The organism is Dyella sp. PARNA 12/25, assembly GCF_055702865.1.
The window spans coordinates 221,943-238,090 of the sequence record NZ_JBVQCI010000004.1 but is presented as its reverse complement, the minus strand read 5'-3'; the positions used below and the strand labels follow the sequence as shown (position 1 = coordinate 238,090).

Sequence of the window (16,148 nt, the reverse complement as noted above, 5' to 3'; positions counted from 1 at the left end):
ATGACGGCTGGCGTATTGATGGTGCAGGGCTGCACCTCCGATGCGGGCAAGAGCACGCTGGTGGCAGGCTTGTGCCGCTGGCTGCACCGGCGCGGTGTGGCCGTGGCGCCATTCAAGCCGCAGAACATGGCGCTGAACTCGGCGGTCACCATCGACGGCGGCGAAATCGGCCGGGCGCAGGCGGTACAGGCCCAAGCAGCCGGCCTGCCGCCACATACCGATTTCAATCCGGTGCTGCTCAAGCCGAACAGTGACACCGGTGCGCAGGTGATCGTGCATGGGCATGCCATTGGCAACATGGAGGCCCGGCACTACCACGACTACAAGCGCATCGCGATGGAGGCGGTGCTCGCTTCGCATCACCGGCTGGTGGCGCAGTACGAGGCGGTGATCGTCGAAGGGGCGGGCAGCCCGGCAGAGATCAATCTGCGTGATCGCGACATCGCCAATATGGGTTATGCGGAGGCGGTGGATTGCCCGGTGGTGCTGATTGCCGATATCGATCGGGGCGGCGTGTTCGCGCATCTGGTCGGCACCCTGGCACTGCTTTCCGAAAGCGAGCGACGTCGTGTGGCCGGTTTCGTCATCAACCGCTTTCGTGGCGACATCGCGTTGCTGCAATCCGGATTGGACTGGCTGGTACAGGAAACCGGCAAGCCCGTGCTCGGTGTGTTGCCTTACCTGCACGGTCTGCAGCTGGAAGCGGAAGATGCCTTGCCGTGTGATGCACTTCACAAAAGCGACATACGCTTGCACGTCGTGGTGCCGGCGCTGCCGCGTATCAGCAACCACACGGATCTCGATGCGCTGCGTGCACATCCCCAGGTCGACCTGCGCTTCGTCGGGCCGCACGAGGAACCAACCGCTTGCGATCTCATCGTGTTGCCGGGTTCCAAATCCACGCGCGCCGATCTCGACTGGTTGCGAGCGCATGGCTGGGAGGAGTTCATCACGCGGCATCTACGTTACGGCGGCAAAGTTATAGGGATATGTGGTGGCTTCCAGATGTTGGGGCGCTTCGTGCATGATCCGCAGGGGGTCGAAGGTGAGCCGGGCTCAAGCAAAGGACTGGGTTGGTTGGCGATGGAAACCACGCTGGAGACGCACAAGCAATTGCGTCGCGTGGCTGGAACACTGGTCCTGGGAGAAGCAAGGGTGAGCGGCTACGAAATCCACTGCGGCGTCAGTCGCGGTGAAGCGTTGAATCAACCCTCGAGCGTGCTCGATGGTGGCGTGCCTGACGGCACGCTGACGACGGATGGTCAAGTGTTAGGTAGCTACCTGCACGGATTGTTCGACGAGCCGCAGGCGTTGTCGGCGCTGCTCGCATGGGCTGGTCTGCACCATGCGCCTACCATCGACATGCGCGCCTTGCGTGAGGCCAGCATCGATCGCGTGGCCGATGCGGTGGAGCGTCATCTGGATACCCAAGCGTTGTGGCGATGGGTGCAGAGCGGCAGCAAAGGGGCGGTATGCGCACCTTGATTCTTGGCGGCGCGCGCTCCGGCAAGAGCGCATTGGCCGAACGCCTGGCGGTGGAGTCCGGACATGGCGTGGTCTATATCGCCACCGGGCAGGCGCACGACGCGGAGATGGCGGTGCGCATTGCGCATCATCGCGCCAACCGACCTGAGCAATGGTTGTGCGTCGAGGAACCGCTGGCGCTGGCTGATGCGCTGAAAGCCCACGCCCGTCCAGGGCGCTGCGTGCTGGTGGATTGTCTCACGCTGTGGCTCAGCAATTTGCTTGGTGCAGACGATGCAGGAAGGTTGGCGCGCGAACGCGCCGCCCTGCTTGATCTGTTGCCTTCTCTCACTGGCCAGATATTGCTGGTGAGTAATGAAGTAGGGCTTGGGGTGGTGCCTATGGGAGAGCTGACGCGTCGCTTCGTCGACGAGGCAGGTCGCTTGCATCAGGCGCTCGCCGCCCATTGTGAACGTGTGTTGTTTGTTGCAGCGGGTATGCCGCTAACGCTCAAAGGAAGCCTTGCATGAGCCATGACTGGCTAGCAGAACCCTGTTTCACCATTGACGAGGAGAGCAAGCAAAGCGCGCTTGAACATCAGGCGCAGTTGACCAAACCGCCTGGCTCGCTCGGCACACTTGAGGCGCTGGCCGTTCGCCTGGCCGGCTTGCAGCACACCGTGATGCCATCGGCGCAGCGCGTGTGGATCAGTATTTTCGCGGGCGACCACGGCGTGGCGGCGGAAGGCGTATCGGCGTTTCCGCAGGCGGTGACCGGCGAAATGGTGCGCAACTTCGCGCACGGCGGCGCTGCTATCAGCGTGTTGGCTCGTTCGCTCGGTGCTTTGCTGGAAGTGGTGAACCTGGGCACGGTCAACGACCCGGGTGACCTGCCCAATGTGCGGCGCGCCATTGTCGCTCCGCAAACCCACAATTTCTGCGAGCGCGCGGCCATGAGCGCCGTGCAGCTGGAACTGGCCTTGCGTGCCGGTGCGGACAGTGCCGCCGCCGCCCATGTGGCGGGCGCGCATCTGTTTATCGGCGGCGAAATGGGTATCGCCAACACGACCTCGGCGGCCGCGCTGGCGTGTGCGTTGCTCGGCGAAACGCCGGAAGCTCTGGCGGGTGCCGGTACCGGCCTGGACATTGCCGGCATTCAGCGCAAGGCAGCGGTGATCGAACGCGGCCTGGCCTTGTATCCCGCCGATGACGACGCGCTGGCATGGCTGGGTCGCGTTGGCGGTTTCGAGATCGCTGCGCTGACGGGTGCCTATATCGCAGCCGCACAACGTGGCATTCCGGTGCTGATCGATGGTTTCATCACCACGGCGGCGGCACTTGCCGCGGTACGCATCAATCCGAGTTGTCGCGACTGGATGTTTTTTGCGCACCGTTCGCGCGAGCGCGGCCACGCGCGATTGCTCGCTGCGCTGCAGGCCGACCCGCTGATCGATCTGGGCTTGCGCCTGGGCGAAGGCAGTGGTGCTGCCACGGCGGTGCCGTTGATGCGCTTTGCCTGCGAACTGCATTCGCGTATGGCCACGTTTGCTCAGGCCGGAGTGAGTGGCGCATGACGGGGAGGCGCTTCGGTATTGATTTGTTGCGTCATGGAGACACCGGTCAGCGCAGTTATCGCGGTCAATTGGACGACAGCCTCAGTGCACTGGGCTGGACGCAACTGCGCGCGGCCATCTTTGGTCGTAGCTGGGACGTCATCGTGACCTCGCCACTGCGTCGCTGCGCCGAGTTTGCCCATGATCTGGCGAGAGCACGACGCGTGCCCGTGCGGGTGGATGCGCGGTTAGCCGAATATCACTTTGGCGATTGGCAGGGTGTGCCCATCGAGACGCTGGCGCAGGAGCAGGGCGATGCGTTGGCACGCTTCTGGGCCGATCCGGTGATCAACCCGCCGCCGGGCGCTGAGACATTTGCGGTGTTCCGCGAGCGTCTCTGCGCCGCCTTGAATGATGTGGCGATCGAGGCGGCATCTCAGCGTGTGCTGGTGGTGACCCATGGCGGCGTCATTCGCCTGCTGCGCTGTGAGTCGGAGGGGCGCGATTTTGGCGAGATGGCCAATATCGACGTGCCGCATGCTTCGCTGCATGCGTTGGAATGGGCTGCGCCGGCGGTAGGTGAGGTGAGCGCCTGATGCGAGGGCTGCTCGCCGCCATCGGCTTTCTTACACGCGTGCCAGTGCCGGCACGCGTGTTCGAAGGCACGGAGGCGCGTTCGGCTCAGCTCGCCTGGTACCCGGTGGTGGGGCTGCTGATCGGCAGCTTGCTGTGGGTGCTGGCATGGCTGCTGCACAGCGCATCGCCGCTACTGGCTGCGGCCTTGCTCCTGGTTGGCTGGGTTGCTCTGACCGGTGGTTTGCATCTGGACGGCCTGGCCGACAGCGCAGATGCCTGGGTGGGCGGCCTGGGTGACCGCGAGCGCACGCTGACCATCATGAAGGATCCGCGTAGCGGCCCCATGGGTGTCGCTGCGGTGGTGCTGGTGCTGCTGGTGAAGTTCGCGGCACTGGCTACCTTGCCGCATCCGGGCTCGGCGTTGTGGCTGGCCCCCTTGCTGGGGCGAGCCGCGCTGACGGGTGCTTTCCTCACGACGCCCTATGTGCGCAGCGGCGGTATGGGCAGCGCGTTGGTGACGGCGCCACGAACGGCCTGCCTGGTGGGACTGCTGTTTGCCTTGCTGATGGCCTTGGTCGCTGGCTGGCATGGTCTGCGGGCCCTGCTCGCGGGCCTGATCGTGTTCGCGGGCTGGCGTTGGAGCTGCATGCAGCGGTTGGGTGGTATGACGGGTGATACCTGCGGTGCGCTGACCGAGCTGGTCGAGGCGGCCGTGCTGGTCGCACTGGCGCTGGATGCGTGACACCGGGACGCCTCGAGCTTTTCAGGGCCTATGTTCCCGCGACAAGGGGAGTGAAAGTCGAAGTCACGGCAGGCATCGCCTTGTAGGAGCGCACTTGAGCGCGACCGCGACGTTTCGCCGGTACCTTGTTGGTCGGCTTTCGCGTGCTCTCCGCTACTGGGCAAGATCCCGTGCCGCGGTCGCGCACAAGTGCGCTCCTACAGAAGAGCCGGTGCGCAGAGTCGCAAGGGGAATGCCGGAAGGTCTGGCGGTCCCGGCTCTCCACGTTGAATTCCCCCCGTTCGCCTCGATAATGGTGAGCTGCTACCGCAGGCTGTCGGCATAAGGACCGACGGAGCGGCGGCGGTTATCCGGAGTTTCCATGCCTATCTATGAATTCGAATGCAGCAGCTGTGGTCATCGTTTCGACCGCCTGCAGAAGATGTCCGACCCCGATCCTTCGGTCTGCCCGGCGTGTGACGTGGCCGAGGTGAAGCGCCGTCTAAGCGCTCCGGGCTTCCGGCTGGCCGGCAGCGGCTGGTACGAAACCGACTTCAAGAAAGACGGCGACAAGAAGCGCAACCTGGCCGGTGACAGCAGTCCGCCCGCCGCGGCGCCGGCTTCCAGTTCCAGCAGCGACAGCTGATTTCCTGCGGCGTGTGAACGCCGCATGGCTGACACGAAGTTTTTTGCGAAGTCATCGCAAGATATTCAATATCGGTTGAGCCAGCGCCCGCTAGCGTGACGCCCACGTCACAGAGAAGGAGTCGGCGCCGGTGTTTCGCACGCAAGCGGGTTTGATGGGATTGTTTGCCGGCCTCATGGCCGGCTTTTTGTCGGTAGCCGCCCCTGCCGCGCAGGCGCAAGGCCGCGACGTGGTCCGTTGCGGCAGTACGGATGGCCGTTTCGCCCGGTGCGGCGTGCCGTGGCGCGACGCCGAAATCATCCGCCAGGAATCGAACAGTCCCTGCACCCGCGGCGACACCTGGGGCATGGATCGTTACGGCCTGTGGGTCGACCGCGGTTGCCGCGGCCAGTTCGTCGAGATGGGGCGAGGTGGCGGTTGGCGCGGTGGTGGCGGCTGGCAGGACGATGACGACGACCGCAGGCAGGGCGGCGGTGGCTGGCGCCCGGGTCCCGATTGGGATCGTGAGATTCGCCTGCAATGCGAGAGCAACGACCGGCGCTACCAGTTCTGCATGGTCGACCTGGGCCATCGTGGGCGTGCGCGACTGGTGCGACAGTTGTCTGACAGCGGCTGCCAGGAGGGTTACAGCTGGGGCTGGAACCGGGCTGGCATCTGGGTGGACCGGGGCTGCCGTGGCCTGTTCTCGATCGACCGCCGCTGGTAAGAAACCCGTGCCAACGATGGCCGCGCCAGCGGCCATCGTCCGCCATCGGGCCTGCCGGTGTTAACATTCGCGGTCTTTTCCACGCATCTCGCCGCCTCGCGCGGCCCGGAGTTCCAAGCGCATGCGCACGCACTATTGCGGCCTCATCGACGAGGCACTGGTTGGCCAGACCGTCACCCTGTGTGGCTGGGTCAACACCATCCGCCTGCAGAGCCACGTGGCTTTCGTCGACCTGCGCGACCACGAGGGTCTCGCCCAGGTGGTGGTCGAACGCGAGAACGCGGCGGCCTTTGCCGTGGCTGGCGACGTCGGCAATGAATTCTGCCTGCGTGTCACCGGCACCATCCGCAAGCGCCTGTCGGTGAACGACAAACTGCGCACCGGCACGGTCGAGCTGCTGGCCGACAAGGTGGAGATTCTCAACGCCGCGAGGGATCTGCCGTTCGCGTTGCACGAGAACCCCAACGAGGACATGCGGATGACCTACCGCTACCTCGACCTGCGCCGCCCCGAGATGCAGCGCATGATGCGCACCCGCATCAAGCTGGTGCAGGCGCTGCGCCGCTACCTCGACGCGCGTGGCTTTCAGGACATCGAAACGCCCATCCTCACCAAGGCCACGCCGGAAGGCGCGCGTGACTACCTGGTGCCGAGCCGCGTGCATCCGGGTCAGTTCTACGCGCTGCCGCAGTCGCCGCAGCTGTTCAAGCAGATCCTGATGATGGCTGGTTTCGACCGCTACTATCAGATCGCCCGCTGCTTCCGCGACGAAGACCTGCGCGCCGATCGCCAGCCGGAATTCACCCAGCTCGACCTTGAGTTCGCTTTCGTCGAAGAGAAGGACGTGCAGGACTTCGTGGAGGAATTGATCCGCCACGTGTTCAAGGAAGTGCAGAGTGTCGAGCTCGACACCACCTTCCCGCGCATGACCTGGGCCGAAGCCATGCGCCGCTTTGGTTCGGACAAGCCGGACCTGCGTAATCCGCTGGAACTGGTGGATATCGCCGACGCCGTCAAGCACGTGGAGTTCAAGGTGTTTGCCGAACCGGCCAACGACGCTAACGGCCGCGTGGCCGCGCTGCGCGTGCCGGGTGGCGCCACCTTCACCCGCAAGGAAATCGACCAGCTCACCGAGTACGTCGCCAAGTACGGTGCCAAGGGTCTGGCCTGGCTGCGCGTGGATGACTTGTCCAAGGGCCGCGACGGCATCAATTCGCCGGTGGCGAAGTTCCTTGACGACCAGGCGCTCGAAGGCGTGCTCAAGCGCACGGGCGCCGAGAGTGGCGACATGGTGTTCTTCGGCGCGGGCAGCTGGAAGGCCGTCACCGACTTCATGGGTGCGCTGCGCCTGAAAGTCGGCAAGGATCGCGGCATGGTGGAAAACACCTGGAAGCCGCTGTGGGTCACCGACTTCCCGATGTTCGAGTACGACGAGGAAGAAAAGCGCTTCGTTGCCCTGCATCATCCGTTCACCGCGCCGAAGGTGGACGATATCGACGACCTGCGCGCCAATGCCGCGAATGCGGTGAGCCGCGGTTACGACATGGTGCTCAACGGCGCCGAGATCGGCGGCGGTTCCATCCGTATCCATCGCCCCGATATGCAGAGCACAGTGTTCGATTTGCTCGGCATCAGCCCGGAAGAGGCGGAGCTGAAGTTCGGCTTCCTGCTCAAGGCGCTGAAATTCGGCGCGCCGCCGCACGGTGGCCTGGCGTTTGGCATCGATCGCATTGCCGCGCTGATGGCAGGTACGGAGTCGATCCGCGACGTGATCGCCTTCCCCAAGACCACCAGCGCGCAGGATCTGATGACCGACGCGCCGTCGATGGTGTCGGAGCCGCAGCTCAAGGAGCTGCACGTGCGTATCGCCGCCGCTGACAAGCAGCACTACTGAGGATTGCCGGCCAGGGATGGGCCGATGGTGTGACAGGTTGGCTGCCTTCAATGAGTGAGTAGCTTGCCTGTCGAACCGGTCTTCAAATCGTCATTCCTGCGAAAGCAGGAATCCAGCGCCTTTTAGGCGTGCGTTAAGAGCTAAAGTCACTGGATTCCTGCTTGACCAGCCTTCGGCTGTTTTAAAGCGTCTCGCAGGAATGACGAGCAAGAAGATCACCCACGTCGCCCTTCTGTTTCCGGCTTTCGCATGACCGACCATGTCATCTTGCTGCACGGCCTGTGGATGCGCGGTTTCGCGCTGCTGATGCTGCACAGGCGCATGATGGAAGCCGGCTTTCGCGTCCATCGCTTCGATTACATGAGCATCGCTGCCACCCAGGAGCGCATCCTGGGGCGGCTGGAAGATCGCGTTCACGAGCTGTCGCAGGAAGCCGAGACGGTGCATCTGGTCGGCCACAGCCTGGGCGGATTGCTGGCGCTGCAGGCATGCGCCGAGGACATCGGTCTTCCGCCTGGGCGCGTCGTGTGTCTCGGTTCACCCCTGAAGGGCAGTGCCGCCGCCCGCCGTTTCGCCGGCATGGGCCGTGGCGGAGAAGTGTTGCTCGGGCATAACCGCGAGCTGCTCGAGTACGGCTTCGAGCGTTGGGGCGGCTCACGCCAGGTCGGCGTGGTGGCCGGACGCCTGCCACTGGGGCTGGGCGCGGTGCTGGGGCAGTTCGGTGGCGACAACGATGGCACGGTGGCAGTGGATGAAACCGTCCTGCCGGGCATTGCCGATCATTGCGTGATCGAAACCAACCATACCGGCCTGCTGTTTTCGCAGGAAGCCGCCCGACAGGTCACCCAATTCCTGCAGCAGGGCCGTTTCGACCACCTTGCGGCACCCTGAGGCGGCTGTTTCGGGCGGGAATTTGATTTGCCCGCTTGCCTGTGTGCCATCCCGAGGCGATAGAATTCGCCGCTTGTCCGTCCACCAGCTTTGCAGGTAGTGCCATGGGTAGAGGCCCGTCCATCGAAGGTCGCAAGAACGCCGAAGACGCCAAGCGCGCCAAGGTGTTCACCAAGCTGATCCGCGAAATCACCGTTGCGACGCGCGCCGGCGTGCCCGACCCGTCACTCAATCCGCGGCTGCGTTCGGCGGTGGACAAGGCGCTGTCGGCGAATATGCCCAAGGACACCATCGAGCGCGCCATCAAGCGCGGCTCGGGTGCCGATGGCGGCGCGGCGATGGAGGAGCTGCGCTACGAGGGTTACGGCCCAGGCGGCATCGCGCTGATCATCGACTGCTTCACCGACAACCCGACCCGTACCGTGGCTGACGTGCGCCATGCGCTGACCAAGCACGGCGGCAACCTGGGCACCTCTGGCTCGGTGGCGTTCCAGTTTGCGCGCGTGGGCGAGCTGGTGTTCTCCACCGGTGGCAATGAGGCCGCCGAAGAAAAGGTGTTGGAAGCCGCGCTCGACGCTGGCGCCGACGACGTGGTGAACGAGAACGGCGAGAGCACCGTGCTGTGCGCGCCGGAAAACTTCGAAGCGGTGCAGCAGGCGCTGACGGCTACCGGCCTCAATGCCCAGCATGCTGGCGTGGGTATGCGTCCGAGCAACCGCGTGCCGGTGCCGGAAGAAGCATTGGAACCGCTGCTCGACCTGCTCGAAAAGCTCGATGCGCTCGACGACGTCAGCGAGGTTTCCCACAACGCGCTGTTGCCTGCCGAAGCTGCAGGCTGATTTGCTGAGCGGCGCAGGCCCGGCGGAACTACGCCCATGACACGCATCATTGGCATTGACCCGGGCAGCCAGCGCACGGGTGTCGGCATCATCGATGTCGACGCCAGCGGCAAGCTGTCCCATGTTTTCCATGGCGCACTGGCGGTGGCCGGCGAGGCCAGTTTTCCCCTGCGCCTGAAACGCATCTTTGACGAGCTGTGTGTCATCATCGCCGCGCATCGACCGGACGAGTGCGGTATCGAGCGCGTGTTCATGGCGCGCAACGCGGATTCGGCGCTGAAGCTGGGGCAGGCGAGGGGAGCTGCTATCTGCGCGGTCGTCAGTCAAGGGATCGCCGTGCACGAGTACGCAGCGACAGAAGTAAAACAGTCCGTGGTCGGCAGCGGTCGCGGCGATAAAACCCAGGTGCAGCACATGATTGGCGTCCTGCTCGGACTGAAAGGGCCGTTGCAGGCCGACGCGGCAGATGCGCTCGCCATTGCGGTGACGCATGCACATACCCGTGCCAGCCTGGCGCGCGTCGGTATTCCGCGCACGGCCTGGAGGCGTCGCTGATGATTGGTCGTTTGCGTGGCACCCTTGTCTCCAAGCAGCCTCCGTGGCTGATGGTGGAAGTCGGCGGCGTGGGCTATGAGTTGGAAGCGCCCATGTCCACCATTTACGACCTGCCAGCCACCGGCAAAGAAGTGACCCTGCTCACCCATTACGCGGTGAAGGAAGACAGCGTGGCGCTCTACGGCTTTCTGCATGAGGCCGAGCGTGCGTTGTTCCGCAATCTGCAAAAGGTCAGCGGCATCGGCGCGAAGATTTCGCTGGCCGTGCTGTCTGGCGTGTCGACCGGTGAGTTCGCACGCCTGGTGCAAGCCGGCGATGTGGTGGCGCTGACCAAGATCCCCGGTATCGGTAAGAAAACTGCTGAGCGCATCGTCATCGAACTGCGTGATCGCGTCGACGGCCTTGCCGTCACCCTGCCTGGCACCGGCCCTCAGGCCAATGGCGCGCCACTCGACCCGGCTGGTGAAGCCACCGTGGCCCTGCAGCAGCTCGGTTATAAGCCTGCCGAGGTGACCCGCCTGGTGCAGAAGGTCGCCGCCGAGGGCGACACCGCCGAATCGATCATCCGCAAGGCGCTGCGCGCCGCACTAGGGAACTGATACGTGACCCCGGATTCCAGCCACGGCATGACCGACGCCGACACCAAGAAACGCCTTGCTGCCCTCGCGCTGGGCGCTATCGGCGTGGTCTATGGCGACATTGGTACCAGCCCGCTCTACACACTGCAGACCACGCTCAGTCACGACGGCATGAAGCCCACGCCTGAGAGCATCTATGGCGTGCTGTCGCTCATCTTCTGGGCGCAGATCCTGGTGGTGTCGCTCAAGTACGTCGTATTCATCATGCGCGCCGACAACAAAGGCGAGGGCGGCATCATGGCGCTGCTGGCGCTGGCCTTGCGCAGCGTCGGCGGCAAGCCAAAGCAGCGTTGGCTGCTCGCCATCATCGGTATCTTCGGCGCCTCGCTGTTCTATGGCGATGGCGTCATTACACCCGCCATTTCGGTGTTGTCGGCGGTGGAAGGCGTGAAAGTGGCCGCACCGAATCTGGAGCACTGGGTGGTGCCGGTCACGGCCGTCATCCTGTTCTTCTTGTTTGCGCTGCAGCGGCACGGCACTGATCGCGTGGGCAAGCTGTTCGGCCCCGTCATGGTGGTGTGGTTTGTGATCATTGCGCTGCTGGGCGCGCGCATGGTGTTGCATAACCCACATGTGCTGTGGGCGATCAACCCCTACTACGGTGTGAAGTTCTTCTTCACCCACGGCCTGCAGGCGTTCATTGCGCTGGGTGGCGTGGTGCTGGCGCTCACCGGTGCGGAAGCCCTGTATGCGGATATGGGCCACTTCGGCAAGCAGCCGATCCGCTACGCCTGGTTCAGCTTTGTGCTGCCGGCACTGGTGCTCAATTACTTCGGTCAGGGCGCGTTGTTGCTCGAACATCCCGAAGCCATCGACAGCCCGTTCTTCAAGCTGACGCCCGCGCCGCTGTTGTTGCCGATGATTGGCCTGGCCTGCGTCGCCACGGTGATTGCTTCGCAGGCGGTGATTTCCGGCGCGTTCTCGATGACGCGCGAGGCGATGTCGCTGGGTTACTCCATGCGCATGCCGGTGGTGCACACCTCGCGTGAAATGTCCGGCCAGATCTTCGTGCCGTGGGTGAACAACTTCCTGCTGGTGATGGTGCTGGCAGCGGTGCTCGGCTTCCGCAGCTCGGACAACCTGAGCGCGGCCTACGGCATTGCGGTGACCGGCACTATGACCATCACCACCATCCTCGCCCTGATCGTCGCGTACCATCAGTGGAAGTGGAACATGTTCACGGTGATCGTGGCGGGCATCTTCCTGCTGACCATCGACTTCTCGTTCCTCGGTGCCAACCTGATCAAGATCGAGTACGGCGGCTGGTTCCCGCTGGTGCTCGGCGTGGGCGTATTCATTGTGATGACCACCTGGCGCCGTGGTCGCGAGTTGGTGGTGCGCGAGATTAAGCAGTCGGGTCTGGCGCTGCAGCCGTTCATTGAGAACATCGCTGAGCACCCGCCGCTGCGCGTGCCGGGCACGGCGGTGTTCCTCACCGCCAACCAGCACGGCGTGCCGCATGCCCTGCTGCATAACCTCAAGCACAACAAGGTGCTGCACGAACGCAATGTGCTGTTGACGGTGGAAATGTTGGAAACGCCCACCGCCGAGCGAGAAGAGCGCATTGCCATCACCGAGCTGGGCGGCAACTTCTACGGGCTGGCGTTGCGCTTCGGTTTTGCCGAGGACCCGAACATTCCGCTGACTTTGTCCAAGTGCTCCAAGGTGGGTCTGCCCTTCGACATGATGGACACTACGTTCTTCCTGTCGCGCGAAACCATCATCGCCGACGCCAAACGGCCGGGCATGGCGCTGTGGCGCGACAAGCTGTTTGCCTTCATGGCACGTAACGCACTGCCGGCCACAGCGTTCTTCCAGATTCCGGGTAACCGCCTGATCGAACTGGGTGCCCAGGTCGAAATCTGATGGAAAGGGTGCCCTAGGGCACCCTTTTTCTTTGTAGGGCGAGACCTGACGGGCTTTTTTTCAAGCCTGCGTCATTCTGCTCTGCCATAATTTCGCCCCATGACCGAACACCGCATCGTTACCGCTGCCGCCCAACTGGACGATGAGGCTCTGGAAGCCTCCATTCGCCCGAAGCGCCTGTCCGAATACCTGGGCCAGCAGGCGGTGCGCGAGCAGTTGTCGATCTATATCGAGGCGGCCAAGAAGCGCGGTGGCGCGCTGGATCACGTGTTGATCTTCGGCCCGCCGGGTCTGGGCAAAACCACCTTGAGCCATGTGATCGCCAACGAGCTTGGCGTCAATGTGCGCTCCACTTCCGGTCCGGTGCTGGAGCGGGCAGGGGATCTGGCTGCGCTGCTCACCAATCTGGAACCGCACGATGTGCTGTTCGTGGACGAGATCCATCGCCTTTCCCCCGTGGTGGAGGAAGTGCTCTACCCGGCGATGGAGGATTTCCAGATCGACATCATGATCGGCGAAGGCCCCGCAGCCCGCTCGATCAAGCTGGACCTGCCGCCGTTTACGCTGATCGGCGCTACCACGCGCGCCGGCTTGCTTACCGCGCCGCTGCGTGACCGATTCGGCATCGTGCAGCGTTTGGAGTTCTATACGCCCGACGAGTTGACCGCGATCGTGCGTCGCTCGGCGCGCATCATGGGCATCCCCTGCGAGCTGGAAGGCGCGCAAGAAATCGCCCGCCGCTCGCGCGGGACCCCGCGTATTGCCAACCGTTTGCTGCGACGCGTACGCGACTATGCCGAAGTGCGCGCCGGCGGCCAGATCACCCGTGATGCCGCTCGTGCGGCGACGGACATGCTCAAGATCGACGCCGAAGGCTTCGACGAGCTGGACCGCCGCCTGCTATCCATCATCATCGAGAACTTCGATGGCGGCCCGGTCGGCGTCGAGTCCCTGGCCGCTGCGCTCAGCGAAGACCGCGGCACCCTCGAGGACGTAGTCGAGCCCTATCTGATCCAGCAGGGCTTCCTGGTACGCACCGCGCGTGGCCGCATGGCCAGCGCCAAGGCCTGGCGCCACCTGGGACTGACCCCGCCACCACGCCAGCCGGTGGCAGCGGACCTGTTTACGGGAAGTGATGATGTTTGAGAAGCAAGTAAAGAGGAATGAGCAGCGAGAGGAAAGCTCGCAAGCCCTTGCTACCACTACAAATGGGGCAGTGCACTTCTCTCACCTCTCACGCCTCTCAATTCACTCCTTGCCCCTATGACCCAGTCAACGCCCAGCACGCCCTTCACTTGGCCCATCCGGGTCTACTGGGAAGATACTGACGCAGGTGGGGTGGTCTACCACGCCAGTTACCTGCGTTTCATGGAGCGCGCCCGCACCGAATGGCTGCGTGTCATGGGCATCAGCCAGTCGACCTACAAAGAAACCACCGGCCTGGCCTTTCTGGTGCGCGAGATGCAGATCGACTTTCTCCGTGCAGCCCTGCTGGATGATGAACTGTCGGTGAGCGTCGAAGTCAAAGAAAGACGTGCAGCCAGTATCCTTTTCGCCCAGACGATCCGCCGGGCGGACGGCTCGGAGCTGATCCGCGCGACCGTGCGAGTGGCATGCGTTGATGTCAGCCGCATGCGTCCGGTGCAGATTCCGGCCGACTTTATCCCCGGCCTTTCCCCTCAATAAAAGTACGTGCGCTGGAGAACCTTCGAGCAATGAACAGTGGAGTGAACATTTTCAAGCTGATCGCGGAAGCGAGCATCCTGGTGCAGTTTGTGATGCTGGTGCTGCTGGTGTTCTCCTTCATGTCCTGGGTGATCATCATCCGCAAGCACCAGCAGCTGAATGCGGCGATGCAGGAGGCCGAGGGCTTCGAGGAGCGCTTCTGGTCTGGCGCCGACCTCGCCCAGCTGTTCCGCGAAGTCAGTAACCGCGGTGCTGGCAACGGCGGCATGGAAAACGTGTTCGAGTCAGGCTTTCGAGAATTCGCGCGCCAGCGTCAGCGTCGTGTTCATGACGTGCGCATTGTCATCGAGGGTTCCGAGCGCGCCATGCGCGTGGCCGGCACTCGCGAAATCGGGCGCCTGGAACGCAATCTGGAATTCCTCGCCAACGTCGGCTCGATCAGTCCTTACGTGGGTCTGTTCGGTACCGTCATCGGCATCATGGGCGCGTTCCAGGGCCTGGGCGAAATGAAGGACGTGACCATCGCCGTGGTCGCCCCGCACATTTCCGAAGCGCTGATCGCCACCGCGATGGGTCTGTTCGCGGCCATTCCTGCGGTGTGGGCATACAACCGTTTCGCCAACAAGGTGGAGCGCGTGGCTTCCCGCTACGAGGTGTTCCAGGAAGAGTTCTCTTCGGTGCTGCAGCGTCAGATCCAGACCGACGAAGCCGGCGGTTGAGGGCCTGAGTGATGCGTAGCTCCGCGCGCCATAAGCGCCTCAAGCTTAAATCCGAGATCAACGTCGTTCCCTACATCGACGTGATGTTGGTGCTGCTGATCATCTTCATGGTCACGGCGCCGATGATGAACTCCAACGTCGACGTGAACCTGCCGCAGGCCAACGCCAAGTCGCTGCAGGACAAGAAGGAGCCGGTGATCGTCTCTGTCGACAAGCAGGGCAAGCTGTACCTCACCCTGGGAACGGCCAAGAAAGAGCCCATCGACGCTGACGCCATGAAGGCCAAGGTCAGTGCTTTCGTGAAAGCCAACCCCGAGGTCAGTGTGATCGTGGCGGGCGATCGTGATGGCACCTACGACGGCGTCTATCAAGTGCTGGCCCAGTTGCAACAGGCCGGCGTGGCCAAAGTGGGTCTGATGAGCGCGCCGGAGTCGGGCAGCAAGAAATGAGGGCCGACTCCCCCAAGGGCACGTCCAAGGCGGTCATCCTTTCCGCCGTTCTCCATCTAGGCATCGTGGGCTTTCTGGCTCTCGCGGTGGTGCCGTGCTCGTTCTACGAAAGCCTGTTCGAGACGCTGCACCTGCCGGCGAGCTGGAACCCGATCACCTGTACCAAGCCGGTTTCCCTGCAAGGTGAAATCATCGAGGCCGAGCTGATCGGGGTGACTGCGGCGCCACCGCCGAAGCACACGCAGGCCAAGCCCGTGCCCGAAACGGTGCCGCCGCCGCCCAGCGTGCCGCCGCCGCCCTCCGAAGAAACGCCGAAGGTGAAGACCCTGCCGCCCCCGCCCGAGCATCCGGATACCAAGGATCAGGAGAAGGTGGTGGCCGATGCTCTGCAGAAGGCTGAGGACGCCAAGAAGGAGCAGGAAGAGAAGCAGCGCCAGCGCGCCGCCGAACTGGATGCCCAGGCAGCCAAGCACAAGCAGGAAGAGCAGAAGAAGATCGACGAGCTGTTCGCCAAGATGGACGCGGCCGATAACTCGCGCAAACAGGCGCAGAGCAAGGTCAAGCAGGCCCAGCAACAGATGGAAGATCTGAAGAACGCCCAGGAGAACGGCCGGGAAAATCTGCCTTACGCCGCCCAGCCCCAGACTGGCAGCAACGGTCCGGATGCCGGTTTGCGCGCCCAATACCTGGCCGCGATTCAGAATACGCTCAAACAGAACTGGGTCGGCCCGGATAACATGCCGCCCAACCAGCAATGCCTGCTGCATATCGTGCAGTTGAAGGGTGGCCAGGTCGTAAGCGCCAAGGTCGACTCCAGCTGTCCTTTCGATGAGGTGGGGCGCAAATCTGTCGAAGACGCGGCCATGAGGGCCAACCAGTTGCCGTATCAAGGATTTGAAAGTGTCTTTAGCCGCAATGTTGATATGTACTTCAAGCCATAGGTGAT

18 protein-coding genes are annotated in these 16,148 nt (G+C 63.5%); all 18 read left to right on the top strand.

Annotation, left to right across the window (positions count from 1 at the left end; translation table 11 throughout):
• The 18 genes from AC0GUR_RS11355 (at nucleotide 1) to AC0GUR_RS11270 (ending at nucleotide 16,143) form a co-directional block, all read left to right on the top strand.
• Nucleotides 1-1,485: a cobyric acid synthase gene (locus AC0GUR_RS11355; RefSeq protein ID WP_472877585.1), complete on the top strand. Its 1,485-nt coding sequence runs from the start codon at nucleotides 1-3 to the stop codon at nucleotides 1,483-1,485.
• Nucleotides 1,473-1,994 (top strand): bifunctional adenosylcobinamide kinase/adenosylcobinamide-phosphate guanylyltransferase, encoded by a 522-nt coding sequence (gene cobU, locus AC0GUR_RS11350; RefSeq protein ID WP_472877584.1) that lies wholly within the window; start codon nucleotides 1,473-1,475, stop codon nucleotides 1,992-1,994. The genes AC0GUR_RS11355 and cobU overlap by 13 nt, the downstream gene beginning before the upstream one ends.
• A complete protein-coding gene (gene cobT, locus AC0GUR_RS11345; RefSeq protein WP_472877583.1) occupies nucleotides 1,991-3,037 on the top strand; it encodes a nicotinate-nucleotide--dimethylbenzimidazole phosphoribosyltransferase in 1,047 nt (348 codons plus the stop codon). Before cobU ends, cobT begins: the two co-directional genes overlap by 4 nt.
• A complete protein-coding gene (locus tag AC0GUR_RS11340) occupies nucleotides 3,034-3,612 on the top strand; it encodes a histidine phosphatase family protein (protein ID WP_472877582.1) in 579 nt (192 codons plus the stop codon). The genes cobT and AC0GUR_RS11340 overlap by 4 nt, the downstream gene beginning before the upstream one ends.
• Nucleotides 3,609-4,334 (top strand): adenosylcobinamide-GDP ribazoletransferase, encoded by a 726-nt coding sequence (locus tag AC0GUR_RS11335; protein WP_472877684.1) that lies wholly within the window; start codon nucleotides 3,609-3,611, stop codon nucleotides 4,332-4,334. Before AC0GUR_RS11340 ends, AC0GUR_RS11335 begins: the two co-directional genes overlap by 4 nt.
• 361 nt (nucleotides 4,335-4,695) lie before the next feature.
• Nucleotides 4,696-4,959, top strand: a complete 264-nt coding sequence (locus AC0GUR_RS11330; protein ID WP_472877581.1) for an FmdB family zinc ribbon protein — start codon at nucleotides 4,696-4,698, stop codon at nucleotides 4,957-4,959.
• A 130-nt stretch (nucleotides 4,960-5,089) separates the two neighbouring features.
• Entirely contained in the window at nucleotides 5,090-5,665 is a 576-nt protein-coding gene (locus tag AC0GUR_RS11325) for a DUF3011 domain-containing protein (protein ID WP_472877580.1), read from the top strand.
• 121 nt (nucleotides 5,666-5,786) lie between these two features.
• The gene (aspS, locus tag AC0GUR_RS11320; protein ID WP_472877579.1) at nucleotides 5,787-7,559 is read left to right on the top strand and encodes an aspartate--tRNA ligase; all 1,773 of its coding nucleotides are present in this window, start codon (nucleotides 5,787-5,789) and stop codon (nucleotides 7,557-7,559) included.
• A gap of 249 nt (nucleotides 7,560-7,808) precedes the next feature.
• Complete coding sequence (locus AC0GUR_RS11315; RefSeq protein WP_472877578.1) at nucleotides 7,809-8,450, top strand: esterase/lipase family protein; 642 nt, start codon at nucleotides 7,809-7,811, stop codon at nucleotides 8,448-8,450.
• A 104-nt stretch (nucleotides 8,451-8,554) separates the two neighbouring features.
• Complete coding sequence (locus AC0GUR_RS11310; RefSeq protein WP_472877577.1) at nucleotides 8,555-9,289, top strand: YebC/PmpR family DNA-binding transcriptional regulator; 735 nt, start codon at nucleotides 8,555-8,557, stop codon at nucleotides 9,287-9,289.
• 36 nt (nucleotides 9,290-9,325) lie between these two features.
• Nucleotides 9,326-9,844 carry a crossover junction endodeoxyribonuclease RuvC gene (gene ruvC / locus AC0GUR_RS11305; protein ID WP_472877576.1) on the top strand — a complete coding sequence of 173 codons (519 nt, stop codon included), beginning with the start codon at nucleotides 9,326-9,328 and terminating at the stop codon, nucleotides 9,842-9,844.
• Nucleotides 9,844-10,443, top strand: coding sequence for a Holliday junction branch migration protein RuvA (gene ruvA / locus AC0GUR_RS11300; protein ID WP_472877575.1), 600 nt, complete (start codon nucleotides 9,844-9,846; stop codon nucleotides 10,441-10,443). The genes ruvC and ruvA overlap by 1 nt, the downstream gene beginning before the upstream one ends.
• A gap of 27 nt (nucleotides 10,444-10,470) precedes the next feature.
• Entirely contained in the window at nucleotides 10,471-12,348 is a 1,878-nt protein-coding gene (locus tag AC0GUR_RS11295) for a potassium transporter Kup (protein ID WP_472877683.1), read from the top strand.
• A 99-nt stretch (nucleotides 12,349-12,447) separates the two neighbouring features.
• The gene (gene ruvB, locus AC0GUR_RS11290; RefSeq protein WP_472877574.1) at nucleotides 12,448-13,494 is read left to right on the top strand and encodes a Holliday junction branch migration DNA helicase RuvB; all 1,047 of its coding nucleotides are present in this window, start codon (nucleotides 12,448-12,450) and stop codon (nucleotides 13,492-13,494) included.
• A gap of 117 nt (nucleotides 13,495-13,611) precedes the next feature.
• Nucleotides 13,612-14,034, top strand: coding sequence for a tol-pal system-associated acyl-CoA thioesterase (gene ybgC / locus AC0GUR_RS11285; protein WP_472877573.1), 423 nt, complete (start codon nucleotides 13,612-13,614; stop codon nucleotides 14,032-14,034).
• 29 nt (nucleotides 14,035-14,063) lie between these two features.
• Entirely contained in the window at nucleotides 14,064-14,753 is a 690-nt protein-coding gene (gene tolQ / locus AC0GUR_RS11280) for a protein TolQ (protein ID WP_472877572.1), read from the top strand.
• Between the two features lie 11 nt (nucleotides 14,754-14,764).
• Nucleotides 14,765-15,202 (top strand): protein TolR, encoded by a 438-nt coding sequence (tolR, locus tag AC0GUR_RS11275; protein WP_472877571.1) that lies wholly within the window; start codon nucleotides 14,765-14,767, stop codon nucleotides 15,200-15,202.
• Nucleotides 15,199-16,143, top strand: coding sequence for a cell envelope integrity TolA family protein (locus tag AC0GUR_RS11270; protein WP_472877570.1), 945 nt, complete (start codon nucleotides 15,199-15,201; stop codon nucleotides 16,141-16,143). Before tolR ends, AC0GUR_RS11270 begins: the two co-directional genes overlap by 4 nt.
• Nucleotides 16,144-16,148: the final 5 nt, after the last annotated feature.